This window comes from Acetatifactor aquisgranensis (assembly GCF_943193215.1).
Classification (GTDB): Bacteria; Bacillota; Clostridia; order Lachnospirales; family Lachnospiraceae; genus Acetatifactor; species Acetatifactor aquisgranensis.
The window spans coordinates 175,103-201,780 of the sequence record NZ_CALPDH010000006.1; the positions used below are offsets into that span (position 1 = coordinate 175,103).

The following is a 26,678-nucleotide window of genomic DNA, read 5'->3' on the forward strand; positions in this document are numbered from 1 at the left end:
AGAATGAGTTTTTTGGAGCTTCTCGAAATTGAATTTATGAAAGTTAAACGATCAAAGATCGTACCGCTGATTTTTATTGCCCCGCTGTTGGTGGTTGCTTCCGGGATTGCAAACCTGAGCCGTTATTTTACGCCGGAATATACAAATGCATGGCCTGCCATGTTCATCCAGAGCGCACTGGTCTACGCCTACTATCTACTGCCGTTTTCTATGATTGTGGTCTGCGTGATGATTGCAGGACGGGAAACAGGGAATAACGGCATCTTAAAAATGCTTGCCCTGCCGGTCAGCCGGTATTCGCTTTCCATAGCAAAATTCTGTGTGCTGGCATTTTATCTGCTTATGGAGATGGCCGTGTTCCTTGTGGTGTTCGTAGTTGCCGGGACAGTTGCCACAAGGACAATGGGTGTGACGGAAACTTTGCCTGTCCTCTATCTGGTGAAATGGTGCGCCGGGCTGTTTTTGACAATGCTGCCGTGCGTGGGGACCATGTGGGCGATTACTGTCCTGTTTGAAAAGCCGCTGCTTTCTGTGGGACTCAACCTCCTCCTTGTCATTCCCGGAGTGCTGGTCGCAAATACACCTTTATGGATAGCATATCCTTATTGCTACAGTGGCTATCTGGTATCCTGCTCCCTGCATGATTTTTCGGTGGAATCTAACAGAATAGCATTTTCATGGTTCCCCTTCCTGCCGGTTGCGGTATTGGTCTTTGTATTGGTGTTTGCGGTTGCTGTAATAAAATTTGGAAAAAAAGAAATGAGGTAAATAATGATGGAATGTAAAAAATGGAAAACTTTAAGCAGGGTTTCGCTGGTTATCAGCGTTTTTCCGCTGGCAACTTTCATCCCCGTGTTTCTTAAACTCACGCTGCCGGAAGGGGTAAGCACGGCTTGGGCGGGTGTCAATATTGCCTGCGTTGTGGCAGGTTTGATTCTCTCAATTATATGCGTCAGGAGCAATGAAAGCCGCAGCCTTGTAAATATTGCGTCAACAGCTATCAGTGTATTTTGGTGTCTGTTGATGGCTGGTATTGTTGCCCTGGGATTGATTTTGACTTTCGTGCAGTAAGTGAGGAGGAAATGGAGGAATACCGCAGGAACTTAAAATCTTTAGGATGATACAAAAGACAAACCGCCGCACTATGGACTTCATCCACCATATACGGCGGTCTGGCGTTTCCGCAGGCAGGCCGGGCGGACTGATAGCAGAAATCACTTGGAAAGTGGGGGGTTAGAGGTAATATGCCGATAAATTTAATATAAAATCATCCGGCAGCAGATACACGGCATAAAAAGTTGTAAAGCGCTGAAATGAATATAGAATAATAATCTGCCGTACGGCGGTAAAAGAAAAAACTGCGGCTTGTGACATTTCTGTGAGAATTGGCTGTTATGATAGCGGCATCACAGAAAGGATGGTGCTTACTATGAGTATTTTGCAAACAACTGACCTCAAAAAACACTACGGCGCAGAGCCAAATATCACAAAGGCGCTGGACGGAGTGACTCTCTCCATTGAACAGGGGGAATTTGTCGCTATCGTTGGAACATCCGGCAGCGGCAAGTCTACCCTGCTGAACATGATGGGCGGGTTGGACATACCGACCTCTGGCAGTGTCAAGGTGAAAGGTAATGAACTGGCCAAACTGGATGACGAACAGCTTACCCTTTTCCGCAGACGCAACATCGGTTTTATCTTCCAGAATTACAATCTTGTCCCCGTCCTGAATGTCTATGAGAATATTGTCCTGCCCGTGGAGCTGGACGGAGATACCGCAGACCGGAAATTCATGGATGAAGTAGTGCATCTTCTGGCCCTGGAGGACAAACTGAACAATATGCCAAACAACCTGTCCGGCGGCCAGCAGCAGCGTGTCGCTATCGCCCGCGCCCTCGTTTCCAAGCCTGCTATCGTCCTGGCGGATGAACCCACCGGCAACCTGGACAGCCGTACGAGCAGCGATGTGCTGGGCCTTCTGAAAGCTACCAGCAATAAATTCCATCAAACGCTGGTGATGATTACCCACAACAACGAAGTCGCACAGCTTGCGGACCGCATTATCCGTATTGAGGATGGCAGGATTTCCAGGTAAGGGGGGCACAGACAATGAATGATATTTTATTCGGCAACAATAACGGCGCTGTCATAAAGAAACTGTCGGGCCGCTATTTCAAGTCAAACAAAAGCAGAAATGTAATCGCAATCATTGCGATCATTCTGACTACGATACTTTTCACTACGATTTTCACACTGGGATCCGGTCTGATAGACACCGTTCACAATCAGAACATCCGCAAGGCCGGCGGTGACGGGCAGGCAGTATTAAGTTATATCAGCGATGAAGTTTATGAGGATATGGTGGGAAATCCCCTGATTGACCGGATTGCCTATGCAAAAGCGATTTCCTACCGGCTGAAAAATCCGGGGCTGGAGCGTTGGCGGTCTGACATGTGGTACATGGATGATACCGCTCTGGAATTTGCCGGATACACGCCTACAACAGGCCGCCGGCCCGAAGGGTCAAACGAAATCATTGCGGACACAAAGACGTTGGATGCCCTGGGGATACCGGCGCAGATTGGGGAAACCGTTTCTCTGACCTATGAAGTAAAGGGGAAGTCATACACCACCGATTTTACCCTCTGTGGCTTTTGGGAAACAGACAGTCTGAGCAACATCGGACGGCTGATTGTGTCGAAAGCCTTTATGGATGCCCATTCGGACATTTTAACCTATACCTATCCTGTGGACAATGATTATTCCGGTGTTGTCTCCGCCTATGTGATGTTCAGGGGACGGGGCGATATAGAAGCCCGGCTCCACCAGCTTCTTTCCGAAACCGGCTATACCTGCGATACGATGGGCGGCAGCCGGGAGGACAGCAATTATGTGATTGCCCGTGTCAGTCCGGCCTATCAGAGCGGCGCCCTGCTGGATAACCCGGCTATGCTGATATCAGGTATTATTGGTGTCCTGCTGATCATCATAACAGGATATCTGATTATCTACAACATTTTCCAGATTTCCGTCATTCAGGATATTCAGTCCTATGGACAGCTAAAAACGCTGGGCACAACAAAGAGGCAGATCAGGCAGCTGATTAACCGACAGGCATTTCGGCTTTCCCTGATCGGTATTCCTGTGGGTTTGCTGGCAGGCTTCTTTATCGGCCGGGCCCTGGTTCCTTTCCTGATGAACGGAACGAGTTATACTGCGGACGCCGGTATTAAGGTGACAGTAAATCCGCTGATTTTTATCGGTTCCACCGCGTTTACCCTTTTTACAGTCTTTGTCAGCGTCCGCAAACCCGCGAAGATTGCCGGTACCGTTTCTGCGATCGAGGCTGTCCGCTACACCGAAAACGATACAGCAGCGTTTGGAAAGCGCGGGGCCAAAGACAGGAAATCGACCCATGGCGCAAAGCTCCGCTTTATGGCTCTGGCGAACCTGGGGCGGAACCGCAAACGCACGGTATTGGTTATTGTGTCCATGACGCTGAGTCTGGTGCTGTTCAACACAGTGTTCACTCTGTCCGGCGGGTTTGACATTGACAAGTACATCGCAAAATTTATGGATACAGACTTTGTGATTTCTACCGCGGACTACTTCCAGTACCAGGTTGAAAAAGGCGAAAATGACCTGTCCGAGAGTTTTATCGAGGCCGTCAAACAGAATAACTGTTTTGAGGATGGCGGCAGGCTCTATTCCTCCTGGATGCTGGAAGAACCGTTTTCCACAGAACACGACGCCTTTTTCAGCTACAACAGGGATCAGAAAGGCAATCCCTTTATAAGTCTATATGGTGCGGATGATTTTCTGCTGAATAACATGGAGGTCATAGAGGGGACGATTGACCTGGAAAAACTGAAGTCAGGCAAGTATATCCTGCTGAGCGTGGATTGCAATGATGATGGAACCGTCATAGACAACCCAAATATCAGTGTAGGTGACACGGTGCGGATTAACCATCTGAAAGCAGAGGAACTTTCCACCACCATTACGGGCAGCTATGACTTTATCATCCTGGCAAAAGTCCGGGCCAACGAGAACACAGCCACCACCCGTAACACGGGCGAGGCCCGGTTTTATCTCCCGACAGAAATCTTTCTGCCGCTGTGTGATGCTCCCCATCTGGTTAATTTCCCCTTTAATGTGAAAGAGGGAACAGAAGATGAAATGACAGAGTTTTTGAATGACTATATCGATAGTGCGGAGCCGGGTATGGATTTTGAATCCAAAGCAACCTATGTCAGCTCCTTTGACGACCTGACTTCCCTGATTATCACAATCGGCGGGGCGCTGAGCATCATCATCGGCATTATCGGTATCGCAAATTTTGTCAACTCTGTCCTGACAAGCGTTATCACCCGCAAAAAGGAGTTTGCCATGCTGCAGAGCATTGGTATGACCGGCAGGCAGCTAAAGCGCATGCTCTCTTTTGAGGGACTGTATTATGCTGTGGGAACGATCATCACATCGGCCGTCCTTGGTGTTCTGCTTTCTGTGGCAGTTGTAAGGGGGATTTCCAACGGAATCTGGTTCTTTACCTATCAATTTGTCATGTGGCCCATGCTGGCGGTCTATCCGTTCCTTATACTTCTAACCGTGGCAATACCAACGCTGCTGTATCGCGAAATCGCCAGGGCCAGCATTATCGAGCGGTTACGGCAGTGATAAAGAAAATCCAATCGAGATTGCTTAGCTGAAACGTATAACACGACAACTGACAGGCATAATACAAAAAGCCAGCGGCGCGGATACCAGTCTGAACTGCTGGCTTTTCCCTTTTTGGCCGAGGACATTATTACTCACCAAACACTAAATGTTTTGACCTGTTCCAGAAACAACAGCTTCCGGAATGGTACTTTTCAACGTATCTTCTCCATAATCCCCGCATCCATCCCATATACTTCGTCACACAGGATATCGATGTCATCCCGGAAATGGCTTGCGATAAGAACCAGCTTCCCCTGTTCTTTCATCTGCAGCAAAACCGCTCTCATTTCTTCCACGCCGTTATGATCCAGTGCGTTCATCGGCTCGTCCAGTATAAGGATGTCTGGATTTTCCATGAGTGCCTGTGCGATTCCAAGGCGCTGCCTCATGCCAAGGGAATAATTTCCCACATGCTTTTTGTCATCAGGATTCAATCCCACCAGTTCCATGTATTTTCGTATTTCGTCCTCCTGAACCTTTCCCCTGACAGACGCTAAATAGTCCAGATTTTTCAACCCGGAATACCCTGGCAGGAACGTCATTTTGAACAGTTCTATATCCAGAAAAAGAATATCCAGATAACCGCCGGATACCAGATAATCTCTTAGGCTTTCCCCCGTATACCAGACATTTGTATCGACCTGGATTTTCTTTTCCCTCGCATACTGCAAAAGCATCGTTTCAATAGATGTACAGATATTCTCTCCGTCATCACAAATTCCAATGTTATACATACGGCACCTCGTGATATTATTTACTCAAAATGGTACAGCTTTCACGGCTAAAAATTTACAGTATGTGATTATATCGCTGGAAAGTAGCGATGTCAAACTGGATATATTTGATTTTTTATTTATTTGGTTGCAAAAACACAAAAACTTTAGAAAATGTTGACTATTTTTAGGAATGTGGTATTATATTTCTGATTTATTGACGCACATTTTTTATTTGTGACAAAGCGGGGACGAAACGATGACTGCGGAAATGAAACATAAGCTGGAAGAGTGCTTTAGCCGCGAAAGAAGTCCGGCAGACTGTTACGGAGCGCTTCCGTATATGAAAGAAAATATTGGACGGATCAGCTTTGACGACGACAGCGATATGCAGGATATGACAGATATTATCCTGCGTGCGCTAAAGCTGGATGGAAACAATATAGAATTTGTGGAGTTTCTGATCGCCAATGGTTTTGACATCAACTATAAGCTGGCGGGAGAAGACTGCCTGCTGTTAAGATATGTGGACGATGCGTTGGAGAACGGTATCTTTCCGCTTGAGGTGATCAAGCAATTGGTCAGGCTTGGCGCGGATGTCTGTTCGGAAACGTTAGACGGTGACAATCTGCTTTCCATTTTGGCGGGGCGGGACGAAATCGCTGCGGTTTATGTGGCGGAATTTTATGACATGAAGCTGCTTGACAAGACGGACAAGTACGGTGCAACGCCCTTGATGTACGCGGCCATGAGAGGTTACGACAGGCTTGCCGGAATACTGATTGAGCGGGGCTTTGATGTAAATGCAGCCGGCAGCGCGCCCGTTACCGACGAAAAACTGCAGGTGGAGACAGACGGCGTCTCTCCGCTTGCGCTTGCAATCCGGTTCGGCAACGTGGAGATGGTTCGTATGCTGCTTGCGGCAGGGGCGGATGAAGCCGTCTATGACGCGGAGGGGAATCCGCCAGTTTTCTCACTGGTACTCTATCCGGTTGATTTTTTCCGGGACTTTTGCGGCAGCTGCGTCAAAGACGATCACCCTGTTTTTGCCAATAAACGGAAAATTGTTTCGCTGCTGAAACAGCCTGACCTCACAAACGCCGAGGGATATACAGTACTCATGAAATCGCTGTTTCCCATGAAATTCTGGTACACTGGGTTTGGAGACGGGATTTCGCCAAAGAAGAATCTTCCGATTGCGCTGGAATTAATCGAAAAAGGCGCAGATGTGAATGCGATAGGCAATGACGGCAAGCGTCCGCTGCATCAGGCCGTGGTGGAGATGGAGGAAGTGGCAAGGGCGCTTGTGAAAGCCGGAGCGGAGATTGATGCACAGGATAATGACGGCAATACGCCCCTGATGTATGCATGCATGAAAGCGAAAGAGGAAACTGTGCTCTGGCTTTTGAAGGCGGGCGCAGACGATAAGCTTCAAAATAACGAAGGCAGGACTGCCGAGGACATGGCAGCAAAAAGAGGCTATTCCCGCGCCCTGGAACTTATGGCGGCGGATACGCTGCTGCAGGCGTGCAAAAATAATCAAAAACGATCGGTACAGGTGATCTTAAAACGTGGCGGCATGGATATCAATGAGCGGGACGGGGAATGTTATACGCCCCTGATTTATGCCTGTCGGAACAATGCCCTTGAAATCGTAAAAATGCTGCTTGACAACGGCGCAGATCCGAATGTCGGGAATCAGGATAACCTTGTGCCGCTGCATTTTTCGGGGGCATCGGGAACCCTCCCCATCATCAATTTGCTGGTAAAAGCCGGGGCAGACGTAAACTGTACGGATAAGGATGGCAACACGCCGCTGATGTATATGGCAAAGAACGCGAGAACGGCTGCCGTGCTCAGTTATATTCAGAATCCAACGGTGGATGTCGGTATTCAGAACAGTATCGGACGGACAGCGGCTATATACGCCATTATCGCCAAACAGCCGCAGCTTGTAAAGGCGTTCTTGCCATTGATGGGAACGGATACGGATGACGCGGACACAGAAGGTTTTACAATGATTCATTATGCCTGTCAGTATGGGCAGGCTGAAATTGTAAAGCTTCTTTTGGAGAGGAATCCGGACAGTGTCAATAGGGTCAGTAATGTTGGAGAAACGCCGCTTATGATGGCGGCAAGGGCTTCCAATCTGCTGATTGTAAAGCAGCTGCTTGCGGCAGGCGCGGAGGCAGGATGTCCGAACGCAAAGGGCGTCACGGCGCTGCATCTGGCAGCCATACTGGGAAATGTATCTTTGGGGAAAACATTGCTTGCGGCAGGCTCTGACATTGACGCGAAGACATTGGATGGGCAAACCCCTCTGATGTATGCGGTTATCAGGGGAAAAAGCGAGTTTGCCCAAATGCTGGTTTTGGAAAGCGCAGATGTGAATGCTGTGGACAACTTTCAGGGCAGTGCGCTGTCCTATGCGATTTTGGCACAACTGCCGCAGACTGTGGAGCTGCTGATTGAAGCAGGCGCGGAAGGGAATTGATATGGTTATTTTAGGAAATGAAAAAGGGAATGGAGCTGACAGACCTTTGTACCGGGCGTTGGCGATAGGTGATTATCCCGGTGCATGGCTGCTGGCGCGTCCGCTCCTGGAACCGGGGCGGGCGGACTGCCTGTCAGCTTCAACAGCATTTAACTGTGGGCTGTGTCTCTTTATGCTGGAAGAGTATGAGCGTGCGCTGATGCCGCTGAGGCGGGCAGAGAGGCTTTTAGGCAGCCCTGCCGGATTGAACGTTGCGGAGCGAAAGGGTTTCCTGCAGGCAGTTTCAGTGTCGAAGAATACGGCATTGCTGCCATTGGATCCTGAGGGCGAAGAGGGCATGGGGCGATACTGCCTGATTCGGGTGCGGTGGCTGACTGCGCTGTGCCTGGTGCGGCTGGAGCGAAAGCAGGAGGCGGCCCCTGTTTTACGGTTTTTAGAGCAATATCACATTGAAATATAAAGAAGTCATACAGCCTGGCGCGGGAGCGGAGAATGAAAATATTGTGGGAAACGTATCGTGAAAACAGTATTTTCACAGGGGCAATTGCCGGAGTTCTCCTGACGTAGAAAAAAGAACAGAACTGCCGAGAGGGTCGCTGCGGCAGGCCTTATCCGAGGACAGGGATTTCTATCTGTACAATGTAGTCCTCGATTCGGTCGACGACAGTTTCATTGATGCCCATCTCATAGGAGAATCCGTGGAGCGCCAGATCGCGGTTTTCCGCATATGCGAAAAGCGCTTCGTAGCGCCGGGGGATTCCGGCCAGGTCGCCCTTGTGGAAAGCTCTCAGGTATCTGCCGCCGGGAGCCAGGTGCAGGCCCTCCCGGTATGTGAGCAGGGGAATCTCTATGAACAGTTTGGTATAATCGTCAAAATTGCCGCTGATGAGGCTGGAGACGGGGATCATGGAGCCATAGGTGGCATGGTGCAGGCGTCCGAGACGGTATTTTTCCGTTTCGGACGTGATGAGCTCCACTTCCTCTTCGTAGGTAGTGTCTTTGCTGATTTCCACAGTGACCAGGCAGCGCTCTTTTTTCTCGATTACGCTGATTTCGGAGAGGTCCATTGTCAGCAGGGTGGCCATGTTCCGGCGGTGTGCGGAGAGGGTTGTCCGGAGGGCCTGCAGATGGGTGATCCGCAGGTCCAGGTCGGCCATCTCCTTGTCCAGGAGTTCTTTCAAATTTTCGGCGGAGCGGTTTTTCATGAAATCCTGTATCACGGGGATGGGGACTTCCAGCTCTCGGAGCAGAAGGATGGTTTCCAGCATGGGGCTCTGGTGGTAATTGTAGCAGCGGTATCCGTTTTCAGGGTTGACGGAGGCGGGGCCGAATAGGCCTATCTCATCATACCACATCAATGTCTTCTTGTTTATGCCATGGAGGGCGGCGAACTGCCCGATGGTAAGCGGCTTGTCTTTCTGATTCATTTTTATGCCTTTCTGCGCGCTTTGGCGCACTTCCCGATCCATATTTATCGGCACAAATTGGCGCCTGCGGCAATAGGACTGGCGGCGTAGGCGGATGGCAGAAAATAAATGCTCTTTGCCCATTGACCATACAGTTACTGTACGGTCTATAATACTCCACACAGAAAGAAAATACAAGATAGTTGGAGGAAAAACGGATGGAAGAATTTATGGAAAACCCTATGGGGAAACCCGCAGAAAAATCTATGGAAAACACAAATGCGTACGAAAAGCCAGTGACTCTGAAAAATATCGTGAAATTCGCCGTGCCGACGATTGCCATGACGGTATTCATGTCCTTTTACACGATGGTCGACGGTCTGTTTGTGTCGAATCTGATAGGGACGGACGCGCTCTCGGCAATCAATCTCACGGCGCCTGTCATCCAGCTCGTCACGGCGATTTCCACCATGCTGGCCACCGGAGGCAGCGCAGTCATCATGAAGAAGATGGGGGCACAGAAGACGGAGGAGGCAAAGGAAGATTTTACGTTCCTGATCATGGTGAACGTGATTGTGGGGATTGTCATGTGCGTGGCCGGGTATCTGGCGATGGATTCCGTTTTTGCCGGGATGAACCTTTCCGCTGATGTGGAGGGGTACTGTGTGGAATATTTAAGCCGTTATCTGGTGTTCACGGTGCCGATCCTTTTGATGAACAATTTCACGCTTTATATGATTGCCAGCGAAAAGGCGGCCCTCTCCCTGATCTGTTCGGTGGCGGGCGGCGTTCTGAACATGGCGCTGGATTATGTGTTCATTGCCGGATTCCATATGGGAATCAGCGGCGCGGCGGTTGCCACAGGGCTTGGGTATTCCGTGACGGCGGTCGTGGGCCTGTTTGTATTCAGCCGAAAAGAGAGCCTGCTGCATTTCAAGAAGCCTGTATGCCGGTTCCGGGTTCTTGCCAGCGCGGCCACAAACGGGTGCTCGGAGATGGCCACCGCACTTGTCACCGGGATTGTTACAATGATGTTCAACTGGACCATGCTGACATTTGTGGGGGAGGACGGGGTGGCTGCCGTCACTATCATCATGTATGTGCTGATGTTCGCAAGCTCTTTGTATACAGGATATTCTTATGGAATCGCGCCCATGTTGAGTTATTATTACGGGGAACGCAGTCTGGACGGAGGGAATGTTCAGGCGCACGGGAAGCTGAAAAAGCTGGTGGCGCTGAGCATGAAAGTGATCGGGGCAATCTCCGCAGCCACGGTAGCGGCTTCTTTTCTGCTGACAAGGCCGCTGGTATCCGTATTTGCCAGGCCGGATAATCCGGTGTATGACCTGGCGGTGGCGGGGAACAGGATATGCACGGTGGCATTGTGTTTCATCGGATTCAATATATTTGCCAGCGGGATGTTTACCGCGTTATCCAACGGGCTTGTCTCGGCTGTCCTGGCGTTTTCCAGGTCCTTTGTATTTATGATGATTGCCATGATCGCGCTTCCCCGGCTCTTTGGCGTGAACGGAATCTGGCTGGCGACGCCGGCGGCGGAACTGATGGCGCTGGTCCTGTCTGTGTTCATGCTTCTGAGATATAGGAGGAAGTATGGGTACTAATTTTCATGACACGCCGCCTCCGATATATACCTTGACGGACGGAGTCCGCCGCATTCACGAGCGCCCTTTGGGTATAAATAGCAAAATTACAATTTCCACAGCCAGCAGGACCAGCAGGACATACAGAAGTACCGGCCAGGAACAGACTGCCCCCGCGAGCAGGAGCATTCCCACCGGAACCACATATTTCCGCGGATGGTGCCACAGATCGCTTTCAATCTTCCAGCCACGAATGGGATAAAACCATTCCAAAAGCACAGACAGCACCGCGCTCTGCAGGGCAAAGAAAACAGCCCCGGCAATCATCAGGGCAGTGATGCCACCGTTTTGTATCTGCCAGCTACAGAGGAATATCGCATCTGCAGCCATATTACAGGAAAAGATAAACAGGCAGTATGGGATGCAAAAGAGCCGTTTCTGTCCGGGCAGGAAACGGACTGCCTGCTCCAGGTCACAGTCACAGGACAGCAGGATGCAGATGGGCGTATTCAGGGATAAAATTGCAAAGCCTACCGGGACAACGAACAGCCCGGCCATTTCTCTTAAAAAATACGGCATCACAATGGCTACGCACCACATCACAGCAGTATTGACCAGATAATTCCTGTGGCAGCTCAGATACCGGAAAAAGTACCGCCATAAGGAAGCTTTCTTCCTCTGCCGGAGCGTATGGTGTTTCTCACTCTCCCCCTGATAAAAAGCGTATCCGTCTGCTTTCCACAAAATCAGAAAAGCAACTAAGCTATTCGCAAGCAGCAACAGTCCAAACCATGTCCTACTTCCACAAAATATAATTGCGCACACTATGGCAACAGCCCAAAGCCCGCCCCCATACCAATATTTTCTCAGGGAATAGGCGGCGGCAGCCATAAGGATCGCATGAAGCATACTGATAACCATTCCCATAATCTCTATGGGTTTCCATGCAGAAACGGCCAGCAGAACCGCCAGAAGCAGCCCTGTCTTTGTAAGAACCGTATAGCATCCCAACGCCGCCACATAGGGGAAGACAAACTTTTGGGACTGATGCGGCAGCATCAGCATATGTTTCAGTTCCACAGCGTTATCTCTGGAAGAAAGGGCCTGCCACATCACGCCGGCTGTAAAGGCGCTTATCATCAAGATTCGTACAGATGCCGCAATCTGCACCTGAAAGCCTGCGATATACAGCCCCCAAAATATGATCACATCAATCAAAAGCGTCCGTGAGAGCCGTTCATATTTTGCCCCAAACAGTTTTTTGGCAAAGGCTTTACCTGTCATTTTCATCATGCAGTGCCTCCCGGATATCTGCGGCATTGATCTGCCCGCCTTCAAAAGTCTGCCGGATCTTACCATCTTCCAGGACAAAAACCCGGTCAGAGGTCAGCGTAATGCTCTCCAGGATATGGGAAGAAAACAGCACGGTCCCATGCTCCTTATACCCCGAAATCTGCCGGTACAGATATTCCGTACTCTGGAAGTCCAGCCCATTGACCGGTTCGTCCAAAAGGAGCAGCCTGGGCTTCAGGGCAAAAGCCGTAATCAGAAATGCTTTTTTCCGGTTCCCGGTTGACAGCTCCCTTAACAGGGTGTCTGTATACTCTTCAAAATGGAAACCATGTACTAACTCCGATACATCCGGCACACCCTTCCCATAGGCGGCACATACATAGGCCAGGTATTCCCGGAAAGTAAAATAAGAAAAGGAATTGTCCTCGGCAAACACTGTATAGCGGCAAAGCTTAAAGTCCTGACTCCGAAAATCCACAGGAGCGCCGCCAAAGCAGATACCGTCTGAACGGAAAGTGGGGAGCAGGCCGGAAATCACCTTCAGAAATGTGGTTTTCCCGGCCCCGTTCAGCCCGATCAGGCCTGCCACTTCATGCTCCGCCAGCGAAAAAGAAAACCCCGAAAGTATCCTTTTCTCTTCACTGTACCACGCACTTAAATTTTGAACCGTCAGGAGCGTTTCTCCCATCTTACCTCCCCCCTTTGCCGTCCTTCTCTTTTTTCCATGTCGCATAGGCGGAGTACAGAAATACACCTGCCAATAACAGATAAAGCCCCATCATCGGGAAGTTACCGGATACCCCGCATACAATGGCTGCAACCAGCCAGATCAGTCCCAGACTTCCCCGAATATAAATATGACGCATTATCTCTACCTCCTTCATCTACCTTTTTCTTTCTCCATGTATCCAATTATTATAAATCAAAGTGCGCGGCAACCAGATTGGCCAGGCAGCTTGCAGCTCTGCCGTATCCCTTGTACCAGTATGGCTATTCCGACAGGGCGATCCTGTAAATATCCGCCTGTTCTCCATCAATTTCAAAGCTGCGCTCATAGACGCCTCCATTCCGGATGATTGTTTTAACCGAAGGTTTATTCTTCCTCTCCACAGAAAGATACAGTTCGTTCATCCCAGTCTTTTGGGCAACTTCCAATAACTGCCGCAGCATTTCCGTAGCAAAGCCTTTTCTTCTTTCTGACGGACGGACGCTGTAACCGCAATGGCCGAGATCCTTCAGGAAGTCGTTCAGCGTATGCCTGAAATCAATGATTCCCACAATTCTATCCTGATCGTCCACGGCAAAGAATGTGTCCGTTATAACCCAATTCGGATTCACCGTTTCCTCTTTCGTGTTTGCGTCTATGGTTCTGCACCATTCTGTGTAGTCATCCGTTTTATCAAATAATTCACTTCCGTTGATGACAAATTCCCCATGTTCAAAAAATTCCTGTCTGAACTCTATGGCCTGTTCTTTCATCGCTTCTGTTGGTCTGACTAATTGAATCATTTTTCACACTCCTTTATCCGCTAAGATTTTATCAAATTTCTTTTCCGACAGGATTTCATGTGTCACGAGTTGCCCGTCATAGAAAAGGGAAAAAGTGGTAAAGGGCGAAGGGGCATTCTGCGCATCCTCCCTGGTCTGGATATGTACGGTTCGGAACACTGCGTTCCTGGCCTTTGCCATCTCCTCCAGTATCGGTACATACTTTGCCGTAAAAGGGCATTGATTTGTGTAATACAGCACAAATCCCTCCGGCATATCTTCCTGCCTGTCCACGCTGCCCCGGAAGTGGGGAAGGGGTGCGCCCTCCTCAAATGGCAGATACATCAGCTCAAAATAAGGCTCTGCCGTATCCGCAGTCTGAAAGCCCTTATAGCCCATATATTTCGGGTCAGAGAGGAATCCCATTTTCTTTTTGGAGGACAGGATCACAAGCCCCTTTTTCCCTTTCTCTTTACTGTCCTTGATACATGCATTCAGCAACAGGTTCGAATATCCATGCCCTTTGAACTGCCCGGATACCCACAGGCAGTCAATATACATATAGCCTTGCGCCTCGATGGGCGCCCATGCGTATTCTGCTGGGATATACTCAATGAAGCACTTTCCCCGGACATTGCCTTTTAGGAATACAAGCCCCTCGTCCAGCCTGTCTTTCAGCCAGTTCTTTTTGGACATGACCTGGATATCCTTGTTATTGGAGATTGCACAGCAGATGTGCTCCTGATCAATATTTTCATGTGTCAGTTTTACTAGTTCCATATTCTATTGCCTCCTTCTTAGCTTTATTAAATTTCCCAAAAAATCCTGATTTCTTTTTATATGTGACTTCTCGACAAATGAGAATTTAACGCACTCTCTCAGTATTTGTAATATTAAATCCGACTTTTTCGTATAGTTTTAAAGCTTTTTCATTCCATTTAGCAACATGTAACAAAATAGGCCCATTGCTAATTTGGCGAATATGGTTCATTCCCCATAATAAAAGCTAATCACTCAAAAAATTGTATGGCTTAATATCAAGTGATTTTCGCATTTCATAAAAGCATGCATTATATATTTTCATGTATTGTTGAAAGGACTTTTGCTCAAAAGGAATACACGAAATACTATTTTCCCCGATACCGTCTTTTACATATTTCATTTCATATACCATTATTTCCATACTGCAATCTTCCCCACAAATTCCGATTTCTCCACGAGTGCGTTTTATTTGCTATTTTTAACCCATGTGCCGACTTCCGATGATTTTATCATGCCAAGATGTTTGTAGAAATCCTGATCCAAAAAGCACGGTTGCCCTTTTTGCACCTTATACAGCCCTCCAATCAGCACCATTCTCTTTTTCATATGCAGCTCCCTGACAAGTAGGAAGTTACCAAGTGAAAAATTTTTCGCCTGATTTTTTATACAATAAAGTACCAACAAAAATTATGGTCGCTAATACAACAATGTTATATTGTATTGGCGCTAAATAACAGATATTAAAAGCTGCGTGCATAATGGCAATCAGCAATATATTTCTGCATTGATAATAGGTTATTCCCAAAACAACGGAAACAAGTAATGTCCATATACAAAAACAAACAATATGTTCCATGCTCAATGAATTTCTGATGATCCACATTGGTATATGCCACACTGCCCAAACGGCGCCAACAAAAAGAACACTTTTGATTTTCTTAAAAGGAAGTCGTTCCAGCAGAAATCCTCTCCATGCTATTTCTTCAACAAACGCTGTTATCAGCAGGTATATACAACTTGTTAACAGGGATATTACTGTCGAATATGTATTTTTAAATACGTCGGTTTTCACTATGAACGAATAGCAACAAGAACCAAATATACCTACAGCCATACATGTAACCCCTGTTAAAATATATTTGATTGTTATTTTCCCTGAAAACATTTGCGTAAAGTACACCTTGATGTTCTTCTCGCAAATCAGCAGAAAAATAGCAGCCATAGTGGGGATACACACATATAAGTATTTTAAGTACAATAATCCATTGGGAATGATAATTCCGTTCTGTTCCAGCAATGTAGGTACATAGCATATAACCGATAAAACATATACGACAGAAACCCATAACGTGAGTTTCAACTTATTTTTGTATCCGGCCATCACAATCTCTCCTTGCAGTGCGAAAATCTTACAGAAATTCCGATTTCTCGTTCTCGGCAAATTCCTGATAAATCGGAATTTTACCATTTTAATTTTTCCCATTCTTCACGCTTTATGGCATATGCATATGATATCCCATTCTTTTCATCAGGATATTCTTTCACTTTCCTCATACCGATTGCAATGGCAGTAGAACATGAACCAATATTTGTATATTTCATGTAAGAATATAGGCAATCGTATTCTGTATTCATAAATGCCCAATCTCTAACCTCGCTTGCGGCCTCACTTCCAAAACCTTTCCTCCAATGATTCTTATGAATGTGATACCCTATTTCAGGCAGGGATTCTCCATCAATATTTTGTATTGTCAGCCCGCAGTCGCCGATAAATTCATCCGTTTCTCTTAAAACAACAGCCCACAGACCGAATCCATATTCCTCGTAGTTCTGGAGATTCCATTCAATCCAATCCTTTGTACGGTTCTCATCAAAAGGTTTGGGATAGTGGCGCATGGTTTCCGGGTCTGAAAAGATTTCAAATAATGCTGGAAAATCCTCATGAGTAAATTCTCTTAACAGTAGGTTTTCCGTTTCAATTACCATTATTGTTTCTCTCCCTAAATCTCGATTTTCTTTATATTTCTTCAGAAATTTCTTTGTTGTAACTCTCAATAAATTCTGTCATGCTCTCAAAATGCCTTGGACAAATTCCCACTTTTCCATACTCTGCAAGATACTTATTCAGAGCCTGATTGAAGACATCCACATTCCCCTCCAGATTTTTGGGCTAAATTTATCCATAATTTCAAAGCCATCCACCGCGATGCATTCTGCAATCTCATAGAACATCCACTGTAAAGACAATAAATTCATAAAGGAAGAATACACATCGTCTCCGCCTGCCGCTTCGGTCATTTTGTTTTTCCAGTTAGAATACATTTCCTCATACGTTCCACGCAGGTTTTCCGCAGAAGGGAGAACCTTTTTCTTCGGAACCTGCAGATACTCGTCTGCCAAAACGAAAACTTCCGTCAGTTCTGCCGCATTTCATCCATGGACAATATGGGAGTTTTCACAGGCTCTATCTTTATGCCTGTCATTTTGTGCAGATACTGCCGGCTTCCGCCCAGTATAAAATGGTTATGCAGGTCAGATTTGGGAAACGCCCTGATTTTCTCTAAATTCCCTTGTTTCAATGCATCGGTGAAACTTTCCATTATAAAGACACCTCGTTTTATTCATCAATCTCAATCATCCGTTTATATACACCCGAAGATTTTTCGTCAATCAGAATTGCGTCCACACATTTTTTATAAAAGCTGACGGCGGATTTTGTGGGCCATCCAATAATGGCATACGCATAGCCAAGCTCCCGCATGGATTCCAGCGCCTTTAACAGTAAGGCTTTCCCCACACCCTTTTTTCTTTCACTTTCCAGCACAGCCATAGGGCCGAAAAAATTCCTGGCTGTCGCCTCATAACATGCGAAACCGATGATTTCCTTTTCCCTTGTTGCAATATAACAGGTGACAGGGTTATTAGCAAAAGCGGCCCGCACTTCATCTGAATAATCATCTTTTGCACATGTCCTGGCGAAAGCGATGATTTTGCTCCTGTCAGGCGCTAATGCCTTTTTGATTCTGATACCACTCTTGGATAAATTTTCTTCTATGTCGTGTGAACAGGGAATATTATATAGTTTAACCAACATATCTGCCATATGATTACCTCCCAGGATACCGGTTGTAATTTGTGTTTCCCAGAAAACGGAGGTAATCAGTCAATCTTATGAAAACACACTGTCTGTTCTTTCATAGATATTTTCCCGACCTGCCAGCCATATTCTGCAAGCTCTTTCTTATATTTCAGAAAAGAGTGGTCAATCGGTATCCCTGCGATCTCCTGAATCTCCTCAAAAGTCAGATGAAATGATTCCTTTCCGCTTTTCTGCACATATTCCCATAACGTGTTGTATTTACTCATTGCCTTTCTCTCTAATGATTACAAAAATCCAAAACTTTCTGAATCTATGTCCTGCTTTACAAAACCTGAAAAAACACGGTTATGAACATAATGATTCCTACCATAATGGCTGCTATGCCAAAGAAATAGCTTCTCTTGTTTCCATGTTTTCCGTCAATAATCCAAAACAGGCCGCGCAGTATAAGAAGCACCCCTACAAAAATCGGAATAAATTTTCCAACAGCTTCTGTCATTTCTTTTCCCCTTTCTGCCCTCTCTTTTTCTTAAAAACATAAATGACAGTATTGATGATACATAACAGCACAAAAAGGCTCGTAAAGTTAATCCAGATGTCCCTGTATGCTGTTTTCGCCAAAGGTTCCCGCAATCCGCTGAACCAGACACAGGCAAACGCCAACAGCTGAGAGGGAATATATGCAATCAAATATCTGAGAGCCAAAGGCTTAACAGGCAGATTCGTACATAGCTCAAATGCCGCTATCCCGATTAGGAGAATGATAGCCCTGTCTAATTCGTGCCAGTTACCACTTGGGTCTTCATAGACGCCGTTACAAAGATACAAAACGCTGCTTAACAATGTAATTGCTGTATATATCACCGAATAAATCGACACAATACGGAGCCATTTTTTCTTATTCATTTTATTTCCTTTCCAAGGCTGCAGCCTAACGCATTGATCCCTATACCGAAACAGAAAGGTTCGTACCGGATTCCGGTTTCAATGCTTCTCCGGTTTTCGTATAGATTACAGGCTCTGTCTTAACAGCATCCGCTGTTTCTTCGATAGATACGCCATTGTCTGCATCAGTCTGAACCGAATCCGGCTTCTTGTCCAATGCGGCCTTTCCACTTTCACTGATGCTTACGGTATCTGTATCCTCATTCCGGCTTTCCGCTATCCTCTTTTCCTGCTCCTCGCGCTCTTCCTTGCGCTTCCTGATGGCGTTTTCCTGCTCCGTCTTCGCTTTTTCCCTTGCTTCTTTTGCCTCCTCCTTCATTCCTTTGTCTGCTTTCTTTTGATAATCCTCCGCTTTCTCTGCAAAGTCCCCGACATATCCCATGGCCCGCTCCATGACGGCTGTATCGCCTCTCCGCTCTGCGTCTTTATACACATGGAAAGGTGTATTCAGTAACTTCATATTTGTACTTGCCCCCGCAAGGCCTTCCATTGTTTTCGTATGCATAATTGTCCTTCCTTTGCGTTTTTCCTGATATAATCCCTTTAAGAACCCCATACAATAGAATCCACGCTTCGCGAGTCTTCTTTGTCATGAATGATGCCGCTATTCCAAAATACCGGAAAACAGCTCGCATTTGCCGCCATCTCCCGGTATTGGTACTACACTGAAAATCCGAATCTCTTATACTCCAATAACGGAAGTATTCTGCCGCCTGTAGGTATCATTGTCTTTCTGGCTCAACTCGTTTTCTACCTGCGCCAGCTTTTTCTCCAGTTCCCGGATTTTCTTTTCATCTCCGGAGGCTGCCTGGATCTGCTGTTCCAGCTGCTGTTTCTTTTCCTTCAGCTTTTTGATTTCCCTGTCAACCTTATCTGTATTTGCGACACATTTCTCCTCCGGCTCTCCCTGGCTGTCCCCGCTTACCTTCGGCCCTTTTCCGTCTGCGCCTTTCCCTAAGCGGCCACCCTTTCCGTCTGCGCGGCCAGCCTTCGGGTCATCAAAAAAGACTTTCCGGTTGCCGTTCTCGTCCTGACCTACCCGGTACAATCCCGTAGGCTTTTGCCCCGATTTTTCACTGCTGATGTATTCATCCCGGGGTTCGGACAACTTACCGGCGTTTTTTTCCTCCGCTGCTTTCTCTGCTTCCTTTGCCTTTTCCGCCCTCTGATCAGCCTGTTTTTCCTTTACCCGCTCTGCGTAGCCGGTGCCGGAATGGTCATAATTTCCATGAATCTGCATTGCCATAAGTATGTTCCTCCTTCAATCTGATATTATCAGGCGACTGTTATGCAGCCGCTTTCCGCTGCAGACAGCTCCCTGTTTCTTTTTTCGGTTATAGAAGAAAGCATTTTAATCCATTTGCTGTGTGCTGCTTTCTGGATGCTGTGGAATGATCAGCAGCACATGGAGGACAAATATATTCTCCTGTGTCTCTATACTCATGGCGCCGCCATATCTTTCAGCCACTTTTTTTACATTCGACAGACCTGTCCCTTTTTTGAACGCGCCTTTCCCATGGAAGCTGTTCCGAATTTCCATCATAAGGAAATCCCCCTGGATCCGCCCGGACACACGGATATACTTTCCCATGCCGGCATCCAGGCTTTTTGCTGCATGAATTGCATTATCCAGCGCATTTGACAGGACAATACAGATATCAATGTCCCGAACGCCGCAGGGGTATGGCAGAAGCAGGGAACAGTCCACATCTATCCCCATGCTTTTTGCAATCCCCAGCTTGTTTCCCACCAGAATATCCACGACCGGGTTGTTGGTGCTGCAGGGAAACGACATTTTTTCCGCCATATCGTCCAGATCCTCCATATAAGCTGCGGCTTCCTCCAGTTTCCCATTCTGCAGGAGCTTTTTTACCACTGAGATGTGGTTCCTGATGTCATGGCGGAAGGACCTTGTTTCATCGTAATGGGTTTTCGCTTCCTCCACATACTGGTTCAGGGAATGTTCCTGCTGCTCCAGCAATGAAATTTCTGTGCTGAGGCGGAAAATCTGCTGCAGCTTCTTATAGGAAAACAGGATGCAGAACAGACTGGCAAGTCCCAGAAGATACATGACCAGCATCTGCCCATGACTGAAAAAGTGTCCCGCCGGCCCTTTGTCCGCCAGGATTTCAAACTGGAAGTCATATTCGATCGCATTGATATAGTTGCTCATGATAAATATCATCAGGATTGGAACAAAAATCAGAAACATCTGCTGCATTCCCATTGCGGTATCAGGAGCATCCGCGGAACACAGATCATCCGCGGGATAAAGGTCATCCACGGGATAGCGGTCATCCACGGGATAAAGGTCATCCCGGGAAAAATAGCGGTATACGATATAATAGCAAAACCCGCTCAGCAAAAAGGATGCCGCCTCGCAGATCAGCATGGCCGCAATATTGCCTGTCTCATGGAAAAAAGCTGGCAGCCATGGGTATGGAAGGCTCATCAGTGAGCCTATGATTCCGTTGCAGAGCAGCATGATTTCCGCTATCAGAATCGCATACAGAAGCGAAGCCTTAAAATTCGCATGGCAGGCAAAAGCCCCGCATATCGAAATCAATAAGGAAAACTCCACAAAACCAATCATCGTGCCGCTCGGAATAAACTCGTTTATAATCACTGCCCCTGCTGCAAACAGGAAATAAAAAGGAGGCCACATTTTCTTTTTCAGGAATTTTGCCAGAAAATAAAGCTGGAAGGACGTTTCCATCATGCCCATAATGTATATATTGAAAAAATCTAAATTCTCAGCCATGTTACCTGCCCCCAAATGCCAAAGCCCTTACATATTCTTCATATACTGCAGGACAACACCGGAAAACTCCCTGCTCCGCAGCCGTGATACGGGAATTTCCCTGCCGTTGTCCATATAGGCAGTCCCGCTTTTATATCCCTTTAAATGCTCCAGGCTGATGAGATAGCTCCTGTGGCACCGGAAAAAATGGCTGCCCAGCTTCGTTTCCAGATTTTCAATCCGCTCATAATAATCAACAACCTCTCCGGAAGCCAGATTCAGATATATTTTTCGGTCTATGACCTCGCAGAAAACAATCTCATCCTTTAGAATGATGCGCCCCTCATACCCCTTTTGCACCAGCAGGCTGTCCTCGCCGGTGTTTTGCATGGACGCGTAAAGGCGCTCCATGGTCTTTTCAAACTGTTTTTCATCCACCGGCTTGACCAGGTAATCGTAAGGCTCTACCTCGAAAGACTGGAATACCATCTCTTTCAGTACCGTAATGAAGATCAAAAAGCCGCGGAACTTACCTGCTCGCAGCTTTCTCGCTGTTTCCAAACCGTCCATGCCCTTCATCTGGATGTCCAGAAACAGGATGTCAATCTGCCCGTCATAATTTAGCAGCTCCTCACCGCTTGAAAATGTCCGAAGCTGAATCTCCCTGTTCTTTTTACGGAAAAAATCGGATACAAAAGCCCTTATATGATCGGACATGTGTTTTTCATCATCACAGATTGCAATACGGATCAATGTGCCACCTCTCTGCCATTATTCGTCAGCGGCAAAAGAAAACTTTTGCCGCTGACTTAAAGAATATTTTATTATAACCTGCCAGAAATACCAAAACAATTTAATTGCCGTGAAATGTTTATCTGCTGCCGCGAGATGCTGTACAAAATCCGATCTATCACTCAGAATATTTCAGCCTGTGCCCTCATCTGTTCCACCAGGGACTGTTTCTTCTGCCTGCGCACCGTCCAGGCAGACAGAAACGCCTCCATGCCAAACAATACAAAGAGGAACAGCCCCATTTGCAGGAACGGGAACTGATATGGGACAACCGCGCCGGCAAAGGATTTCTTACTGACTTCCGTACAGACTGCCATGGAAAGCGGCAGCCCCAGGACCAAGACGGCAAGCGCCGCAAAAAGCCCATGACACATCCCCTCAACGGCACTCATTAAGCGCAGCTGCTTCCCGGTCAGGCCAACGGAGCGAAGGATGCTGTTCTCCCGCTTCCGGGACATCTGGTTGGAAAGCGTCGTATTGATCAGATTGACAACGCCGAACAGGAAAATCAGCCAGGAAAGAGCCTGCAGGCTTCCCAAAATAATGCTGCTCTGCATTTTCTCATATTCGATATGTGTGGCTATGGTATCCATTCCAAGATTGCTGCGGCCGGATACCAGCTCCTGCAGACTGCTTTCCACAGACTCTGCCTTCTTCGGGTCGCTGACAATGCTCCATGAGTAGTCAAAGCTTTCGATTTCAGGATATATCTCACAAAACAGCTCCTCCGGCGCGAACAGGGCCGCCGAGTCCATGGCAAGCGCACCATGTCCGTTTGCCATCTTCGACCCATCGAACAGTCCTGATACGACAACTGTCACCGTTTCCCGGCCCAGGACCAGCTCCATGGCAGCTCCAACATCCATGTCGGCATGGCGCTTCTGATAGCCCGTACTCAGGAGAATGCTGTGGGCATCCGCCGGCATGGCGCCGGATACCAGTGAAGCTTCTACATCCATGCGGTTCGAGTCCGTCAGCATGTCGCACATACCGGCCTCCGCGCTTTCGGAAGTTCTAAATTTGCCGTGCAGAGACCGGCGGGTGACCAGCACGTTCGTCACCCCGTCCACAGAAAGGATCTCCTGCCTTAAGTTTTCGTCCAGCGGATTGCCCGCAGCCATGATTTCTTCCTCCGGCTGCTCTGAGGACAGATATATCTTTATATCCCCGTCCGGGAAAAACAGCCTTGCAGCCTGCTCCGGTGACCGGGTCAGAATCACGGAGGACACCGTCAGAAGAAGGATTCCGCCCAGGCTCAGGGATACCGCAATACTCACTGACTTTTTAAGGTCCCGTCCAAAATTTGCGAATCCCATGGATACGGGGCTTAGTTTCCGGTGTTTCCTTCTGTCGCGTACCTTTTCCTGACCTGTGGAAAAGCGCATTGCCTCCAGGGGGGAAATGCCCGCAGCTATTTTGACCGGTCTGTGAACTGATACGGATACCATGAACCAGCAGGCCACCACGGTCAGAAGCACAGCTATCCCATAATACCCCCCATGGAAACCTTTTGGGAACAGGAGCAGACCGCCGCCCGCGCCTGACAGGATGCCGATTAGGATCCCAATGCCCCCCAGCCGCCGGCTCTCCTTTTTCACGATGCGCCGGATCTGCCTGGGTGTTGCGCCGATGGTGCGGAGCTGTCCATAGCTTTGTATTTTGTCGTTCACAGAGATGCGGAAAATGCTCTGGATGACCACATACCCGCCGGCGAGCACAAGGGCGGCTATACCGAAAACAGTCACAAAGTCAATAGACTTTGAGTTAGAAGCAAAATAATTGCTGTTCATCCCTACATGCGCAGAGCCAAACTGTGCGGCAATCTCCCTGCAGCGGGCAGCCATGGTCTCCTGGTCTAGCTGCCTGTCATTTTTGAAATGCACATAGGCACGGTATCCTGCAGGGTCATATCCGGCCCACTGCGTCAAGGCCGCTTTGGAGACGGCAATGGCGCATAGATTCGCTTCCTTTTCCCCCACATTAGACAGGATTCCGGTCACGGTATAGTTGCCATGAAAACTCTCGGTATCCAACCGAACCGTCTCACCGATTTTGGCATTGGAACCGTAAGCGGAGAGAAAATATTCGCTGACCGCGACTTCATTCGCCTTTGTCGGGAGTTCTCCTTTTACCAGCTCCATCTGGCTGCGGGCAATATACACCATGTCACTGTCGCAGTACACATAGGAGGCGTTGTATCCCTGCCCCGAATGCTCCTGCCCCAGCAGATAGTATTCACCCACGCGGGCAAGCTCCGGAAGGTCTTTCAGCGCCGCCACATGGTCCGCCTCCACGCCGGTGAAGACCGCCTCATAGGTATCGGCCACCTGATTACGCTGGATCTGCGCAATCGAAACGGATAGTACCGCTGACAGGCAGACCAGGAACGCCGCCAGGGCGACGGCAATTACCACCATCAGGTTCCGGCGCTTTTCGCTTGCCAGGCTGCGCTTTGCAAGTTTTTTCACAATAGCGCCGGTATCATTTTCAAAAGGCCATGTCATGGTCTGCCACCTCCTATTCCGTCACACGAAGCTGCTCTACGACACTATTTTTTCTGCAATACCGACCTGCCCATTTTGTAAGGGCTAATTGAAGCATAAAAACTAACAGAACATATAAGAGAACCGGTACTACAGGAAAAGTATAATTTACGAAGCTGAATCCAGGCACGTTCCCTATGGCAGAGCATATTGCTTTTCCAATTCCCAGACCGCAGATAAGGGAGGCGGCAAAACTGCCAACCGTTTGAAATGAATTTTCAAACCCTATCATATGATAAAGCTGTCTGTGGCTTAAGCCAACCGCCCGGAATAACCCCATTTCTTTCCTTCTGGAAATGATATTCGTCATACTGGTATTTGCCAGGTTGATAATACTGAATATGACAATAACTGCCAACAGTGCATATGCCGCAATGGAAATTGTGCTGAATACGCTTTTGTATTGCATCGTCATATCTTTTAATGTCTTCAAGCGTAAAGTATCGCTTGCCAAAACCAATGAATGTAATTCATCCTCAATTCCGGCAAAACTGTCTGTCTTTACCCGGATCACAAACGCACTGTTTGCATTATAGGGAACCGTCTGTTCCATTTCACCTGCCGGAAGGATAAAGCTGACAGAGCTGTCCCTGTCAAAAACAATCGCAGATACGGTATAAGTAAGGCTGTTTCCTGCCTGTGAAAAAGTGACGGTATCGCCCACCTCATAGCTCTTATGCAGGTATTCCAATTCCGGGCTGCCCATGTTAATGACAAGGGAGTTTTCCCCTGTATGGTCATAATCCGGCAATTCCCCGATCATTATCTTGTTCTTTAATTCCTTATAATCCTCTGTGTTCATACTCCGGATTGCCGTTTCCATTCCATCTATCCCGACGCATATCTCCTGCTGGCAGATGATTTCATCTACCCCGTCAATTGACAAAATATCATTTTTCAATTCATCTGTCAGTAGATTGTTTTCCTGCAGCTGAGTGAGGGAAAACGTAGGCGTGACCAGCGCCCGGTTCAATTCCACCACATAACTTCCCTCATAAGGGAAGGCCTGTTTCGCCCTTTGCTCAGGATCAAGGGAAGATAGCAGGGAAGAAATCCCTATAAACATCATTCCGCTCAAAGCCAGTGAAATAAAGGTCAATATACTTTTCTTCCTGTTACGAGACAGATTCATAGCCGCAAGTGAAAACGGCGTAAGATGCTTCCCGCTCTTTTTCCTCTTTTTTGTTCCGCTATAACCGCTATAATGGAATGCTTCCACAGGTGAAACTGACATGGCAATCTTTGCCGGTTTTAAAACAGACAGCCTTACACAAATAAATACAGCGATTCCTGATAAAAACGCAATCACAATATCCGGAAGCAGCTGAAAAGCACTCCAGTCTATCAAAAAAGATAACACCGCGCCTGCCATACATCCAAACGGAATGAAATGAAGCGCAAGATAGTTTCCTTCCCGTGAAATAATTTGTCTGATTTGCTTCTTCGTAGTACCAATCGTGCGAAGCTGTCCAAAGGAAGCTACATTATTTATAACCGAAATGTAAAATATATTGTAGACAACCAGGGAACATACACCGATTAAGACCAACCCAACGAGCAAAACCGTCAGTACCGTCTCTTTTGACATGTTATTGCTGTCAATGTATAAATTATTTACCTGAATATTGTCTGCAGAGATCCCACAATCCAGGCCAATCGTCCGTATCAGCTCTTTTAATTCCTGATTGGTATATTTTGCAGTATCATGGACAGAAACCATAGCTGCCACCGGCCCAGTGGAAAGAGCAGGGTTTTCCCGCACAAAATTTTGTGAAACAACGGCGTTATAAGCAACCCTGTCCCTGTCATTCTCAGCGGTTGTCTGAATAAAACCTGTAATCCGGAAATCTTTTGATTCTAACTGGCGGCTTGCCTGGTTGCGGTAATGAAGGGATATTGTGTCGCCGATCCCCGCTTTCAGAGACAGGGCATCTATATATCCCCTTTCCACGAGCAATTCATCCGCCGCCTGGGGCATACGTCCTTCCAACAGTGTGATGTTGGATGTAGCCCAGCAAACTAAAGTTCCTGTCTCCCGCACAAAAACGTCAAATTTAATTCTCAAGTGTCAAATACTATCTA

General features: G+C 47.6%; 28 protein-coding genes. 7 read left to right on the plus strand and 21 right to left on the minus strand.

The genetic code is table 11. From position 1 onward, the window contains the following. Window positions 1–3: 3 nt before the first annotated feature. From NFS35_RS07575 to NFS35_RS07590, 4 genes are all read left to right on the plus strand, one after another. Complete coding sequence (locus NFS35_RS07575; RefSeq protein ID WP_251206518.1) at window positions 4–768, plus strand: ABC transporter permease; 765 nt, start codon at window positions 4–6, stop codon at window positions 766–768. 3 nt (window positions 769–771) lie between these two features. Beyond that, window positions 772–1,071: a hypothetical protein gene (locus NFS35_RS07580; protein WP_330640096.1), complete on the plus strand. Its 300-nt coding sequence runs from the start codon at window positions 772–774 to the stop codon at window positions 1,069–1,071. Window positions 1,072–1,429: 358 nt separating this feature from the next. Further along, window positions 1,430–2,095 carry an ABC transporter ATP-binding protein gene (locus NFS35_RS07585; protein WP_251206519.1) on the plus strand — a complete coding sequence of 222 codons (666 nt, stop codon included), beginning with the start codon at window positions 1,430–1,432 and terminating at the stop codon, window positions 2,093–2,095. Window positions 2,096–2,109: 14 nt separating this feature from the next. Then, window positions 2,110–4,677, plus strand: a complete 2,568-nt coding sequence (locus NFS35_RS07590; RefSeq protein WP_251206520.1) for an ABC transporter permease — start codon at window positions 2,110–2,112, stop codon at window positions 4,675–4,677. A gap of 194 nt (window positions 4,678–4,871) precedes the next feature. On the opposite strand, the gene NFS35_RS07595 is transcribed toward NFS35_RS07590, so the two are convergent. Beyond that, the gene (locus NFS35_RS07595; RefSeq protein WP_251206521.1) at window positions 4,872–5,453 is read right to left on the minus strand and encodes an ATP-binding cassette domain-containing protein; all 582 of its coding nucleotides are present in this window, start codon (window positions 5,451–5,453) and stop codon (window positions 4,872–4,874) included. A gap of 322 nt (window positions 5,454–5,775) precedes the next feature. Here NFS35_RS07595 and NFS35_RS07600 point away from each other — a divergent pair, with 322 nt between their 5' ends. After that, window positions 5,776–7,926 carry an ankyrin repeat domain-containing protein gene (locus NFS35_RS07600; protein ID WP_251206522.1) on the plus strand — a complete coding sequence of 717 codons (2,151 nt, stop codon included), beginning with the start codon at window positions 5,776–5,778 and terminating at the stop codon, window positions 7,924–7,926. 1 nt (window position 7,927) lies between these two features. Next, the gene (locus NFS35_RS07605) at window positions 7,928–8,386 is read left to right on the plus strand and encodes a hypothetical protein (protein WP_251206523.1); all 459 of its coding nucleotides are present in this window, start codon (window positions 7,928–7,930) and stop codon (window positions 8,384–8,386) included. A 148-nt stretch (window positions 8,387–8,534) separates the two neighbouring features. Here NFS35_RS07605 and NFS35_RS07610 read toward each other — a convergent pair whose 3' ends face one another. Further along, the gene (locus tag NFS35_RS07610) at window positions 8,535–9,353 is read right to left on the minus strand and encodes a MerR family transcriptional regulator (protein ID WP_251206524.1); all 819 of its coding nucleotides are present in this window, start codon (window positions 9,351–9,353) and stop codon (window positions 8,535–8,537) included. Between the two features lie 245 nt (window positions 9,354–9,598). Between NFS35_RS07610 and NFS35_RS07615 the strand changes: the two genes are divergently transcribed. Continuing rightward, window positions 9,599–10,954 (plus strand): MATE family efflux transporter, encoded by a 1,356-nt coding sequence (locus NFS35_RS07615; protein ID WP_251206549.1) that lies wholly within the window; start codon window positions 9,599–9,601, stop codon window positions 10,952–10,954. Between the two features lie 54 nt (window positions 10,955–11,008). On the opposite strand, the gene NFS35_RS07620 is transcribed toward NFS35_RS07615, so the two are convergent. From NFS35_RS07620 to NFS35_RS07705, 19 genes are all read right to left on the minus strand, one after another. Beyond that, window positions 11,009–12,226 carry a hypothetical protein gene (locus NFS35_RS07620; RefSeq protein WP_251206525.1) on the minus strand — a complete coding sequence of 406 codons (1,218 nt, stop codon included), beginning with the start codon at window positions 12,224–12,226 and terminating at the stop codon, window positions 11,009–11,011. Further along, window positions 12,207–12,914, minus strand: coding sequence for an ATP-binding cassette domain-containing protein (locus tag NFS35_RS07625; RefSeq protein ID WP_251206526.1), 708 nt, complete (start codon window positions 12,912–12,914; stop codon window positions 12,207–12,209). Before NFS35_RS07625 ends, NFS35_RS07620 begins: the two co-directional genes overlap by 20 nt. Before the next feature lies 1 nt (window position 12,915). Continuing rightward, window positions 12,916–13,092 (minus strand): hypothetical protein, encoded by a 177-nt coding sequence (locus NFS35_RS07630; RefSeq protein ID WP_251206527.1) that lies wholly within the window; start codon window positions 13,090–13,092, stop codon window positions 12,916–12,918. Between the two features lie 124 nt (window positions 13,093–13,216). Then, window positions 13,217–13,735, minus strand: a complete 519-nt coding sequence (locus tag NFS35_RS07635; RefSeq protein WP_251206528.1) for a GNAT family N-acetyltransferase — start codon at window positions 13,733–13,735, stop codon at window positions 13,217–13,219. A 3-nt stretch (window positions 13,736–13,738) separates the two neighbouring features. Next, on the minus strand, window positions 13,739–14,494 hold the full coding sequence (locus NFS35_RS07640; RefSeq protein ID WP_251206529.1) for an N-acetyltransferase: 756 nt from the start codon (window positions 14,492–14,494) through the stop codon (window positions 13,739–13,741). A 447-nt stretch (window positions 14,495–14,941) separates the two neighbouring features. After that, entirely contained in the window at window positions 14,942–15,082 is a 141-nt protein-coding gene (locus NFS35_RS07645; protein ID WP_251206530.1) for a hypothetical protein, read from the minus strand. Between the two features lie 25 nt (window positions 15,083–15,107). Beyond that, window positions 15,108–15,857 carry a CPBP family intramembrane glutamic endopeptidase gene (locus tag NFS35_RS07650; RefSeq protein WP_251206531.1) on the minus strand — a complete coding sequence of 250 codons (750 nt, stop codon included), beginning with the start codon at window positions 15,855–15,857 and terminating at the stop codon, window positions 15,108–15,110. Between the two features lie 80 nt (window positions 15,858–15,937). Continuing rightward, window positions 15,938–16,462 (minus strand): GNAT family N-acetyltransferase, encoded by a 525-nt coding sequence (locus NFS35_RS07655; protein WP_251206532.1) that lies wholly within the window; start codon window positions 16,460–16,462, stop codon window positions 15,938–15,940. A gap of 31 nt (window positions 16,463–16,493) precedes the next feature. Next, window positions 16,494–16,625 (minus strand): hypothetical protein, encoded by a 132-nt coding sequence (locus NFS35_RS28970; RefSeq protein ID WP_275564667.1) that lies wholly within the window; start codon window positions 16,623–16,625, stop codon window positions 16,494–16,496. A gap of 468 nt (window positions 16,626–17,093) precedes the next feature. Next, the gene (locus NFS35_RS07660) at window positions 17,094–17,579 is read right to left on the minus strand and encodes a GNAT family N-acetyltransferase (RefSeq protein ID WP_251206533.1); all 486 of its coding nucleotides are present in this window, start codon (window positions 17,577–17,579) and stop codon (window positions 17,094–17,096) included. Window positions 17,580–17,635: 56 nt separating this feature from the next. After that, window positions 17,636–17,842, minus strand: a complete 207-nt coding sequence (locus NFS35_RS07665; RefSeq protein WP_251206534.1) for a hypothetical protein — start codon at window positions 17,840–17,842, stop codon at window positions 17,636–17,638. A gap of 56 nt (window positions 17,843–17,898) precedes the next feature. Then, entirely contained in the window at window positions 17,899–18,075 is a 177-nt protein-coding gene (locus NFS35_RS07670) for a hypothetical protein (protein WP_251206535.1), read from the minus strand. Beyond that, entirely contained in the window at window positions 18,072–18,482 is a 411-nt protein-coding gene (locus tag NFS35_RS07675; RefSeq protein ID WP_251206536.1) for a DUF6608 family protein, read from the minus strand. The genes NFS35_RS07670 and NFS35_RS07675 overlap by 4 nt, the downstream gene beginning before the upstream one ends. A gap of 40 nt (window positions 18,483–18,522) precedes the next feature. Continuing rightward, window positions 18,523–18,981, minus strand: a complete 459-nt coding sequence (locus NFS35_RS07680) for a hypothetical protein (protein ID WP_251206537.1) — start codon at window positions 18,979–18,981, stop codon at window positions 18,523–18,525. A 222-nt stretch (window positions 18,982–19,203) separates the two neighbouring features. Beyond that, window positions 19,204–19,767 carry a hypothetical protein gene (locus tag NFS35_RS07685; protein ID WP_251206538.1) on the minus strand — a complete coding sequence of 188 codons (564 nt, stop codon included), beginning with the start codon at window positions 19,765–19,767 and terminating at the stop codon, window positions 19,204–19,206. Between the two features lie 105 nt (window positions 19,768–19,872). Then, window positions 19,873–21,282, minus strand: coding sequence for a sensor histidine kinase (locus NFS35_RS07690; protein ID WP_251206539.1), 1,410 nt, complete (start codon window positions 21,280–21,282; stop codon window positions 19,873–19,875). 27 nt (window positions 21,283–21,309) lie between these two features. Further along, on the minus strand, window positions 21,310–22,014 hold the full coding sequence (locus tag NFS35_RS07695) for a LytR/AlgR family response regulator transcription factor (RefSeq protein ID WP_251206540.1): 705 nt from the start codon (window positions 22,012–22,014) through the stop codon (window positions 21,310–21,312). Between the two features lie 161 nt (window positions 22,015–22,175). Continuing rightward, the gene (locus tag NFS35_RS07700) at window positions 22,176–24,557 is read right to left on the minus strand and encodes an ABC transporter permease (RefSeq protein WP_251206541.1); all 2,382 of its coding nucleotides are present in this window, start codon (window positions 24,555–24,557) and stop codon (window positions 22,176–22,178) included. Between the two features lie 13 nt (window positions 24,558–24,570). Further along, complete coding sequence (locus NFS35_RS07705) at window positions 24,571–26,574, minus strand: ABC transporter permease (protein WP_251206542.1); 2,004 nt, start codon at window positions 26,572–26,574, stop codon at window positions 24,571–24,573. Between the last annotated feature and the right edge of the window lie 104 nt (window positions 26,575–26,678).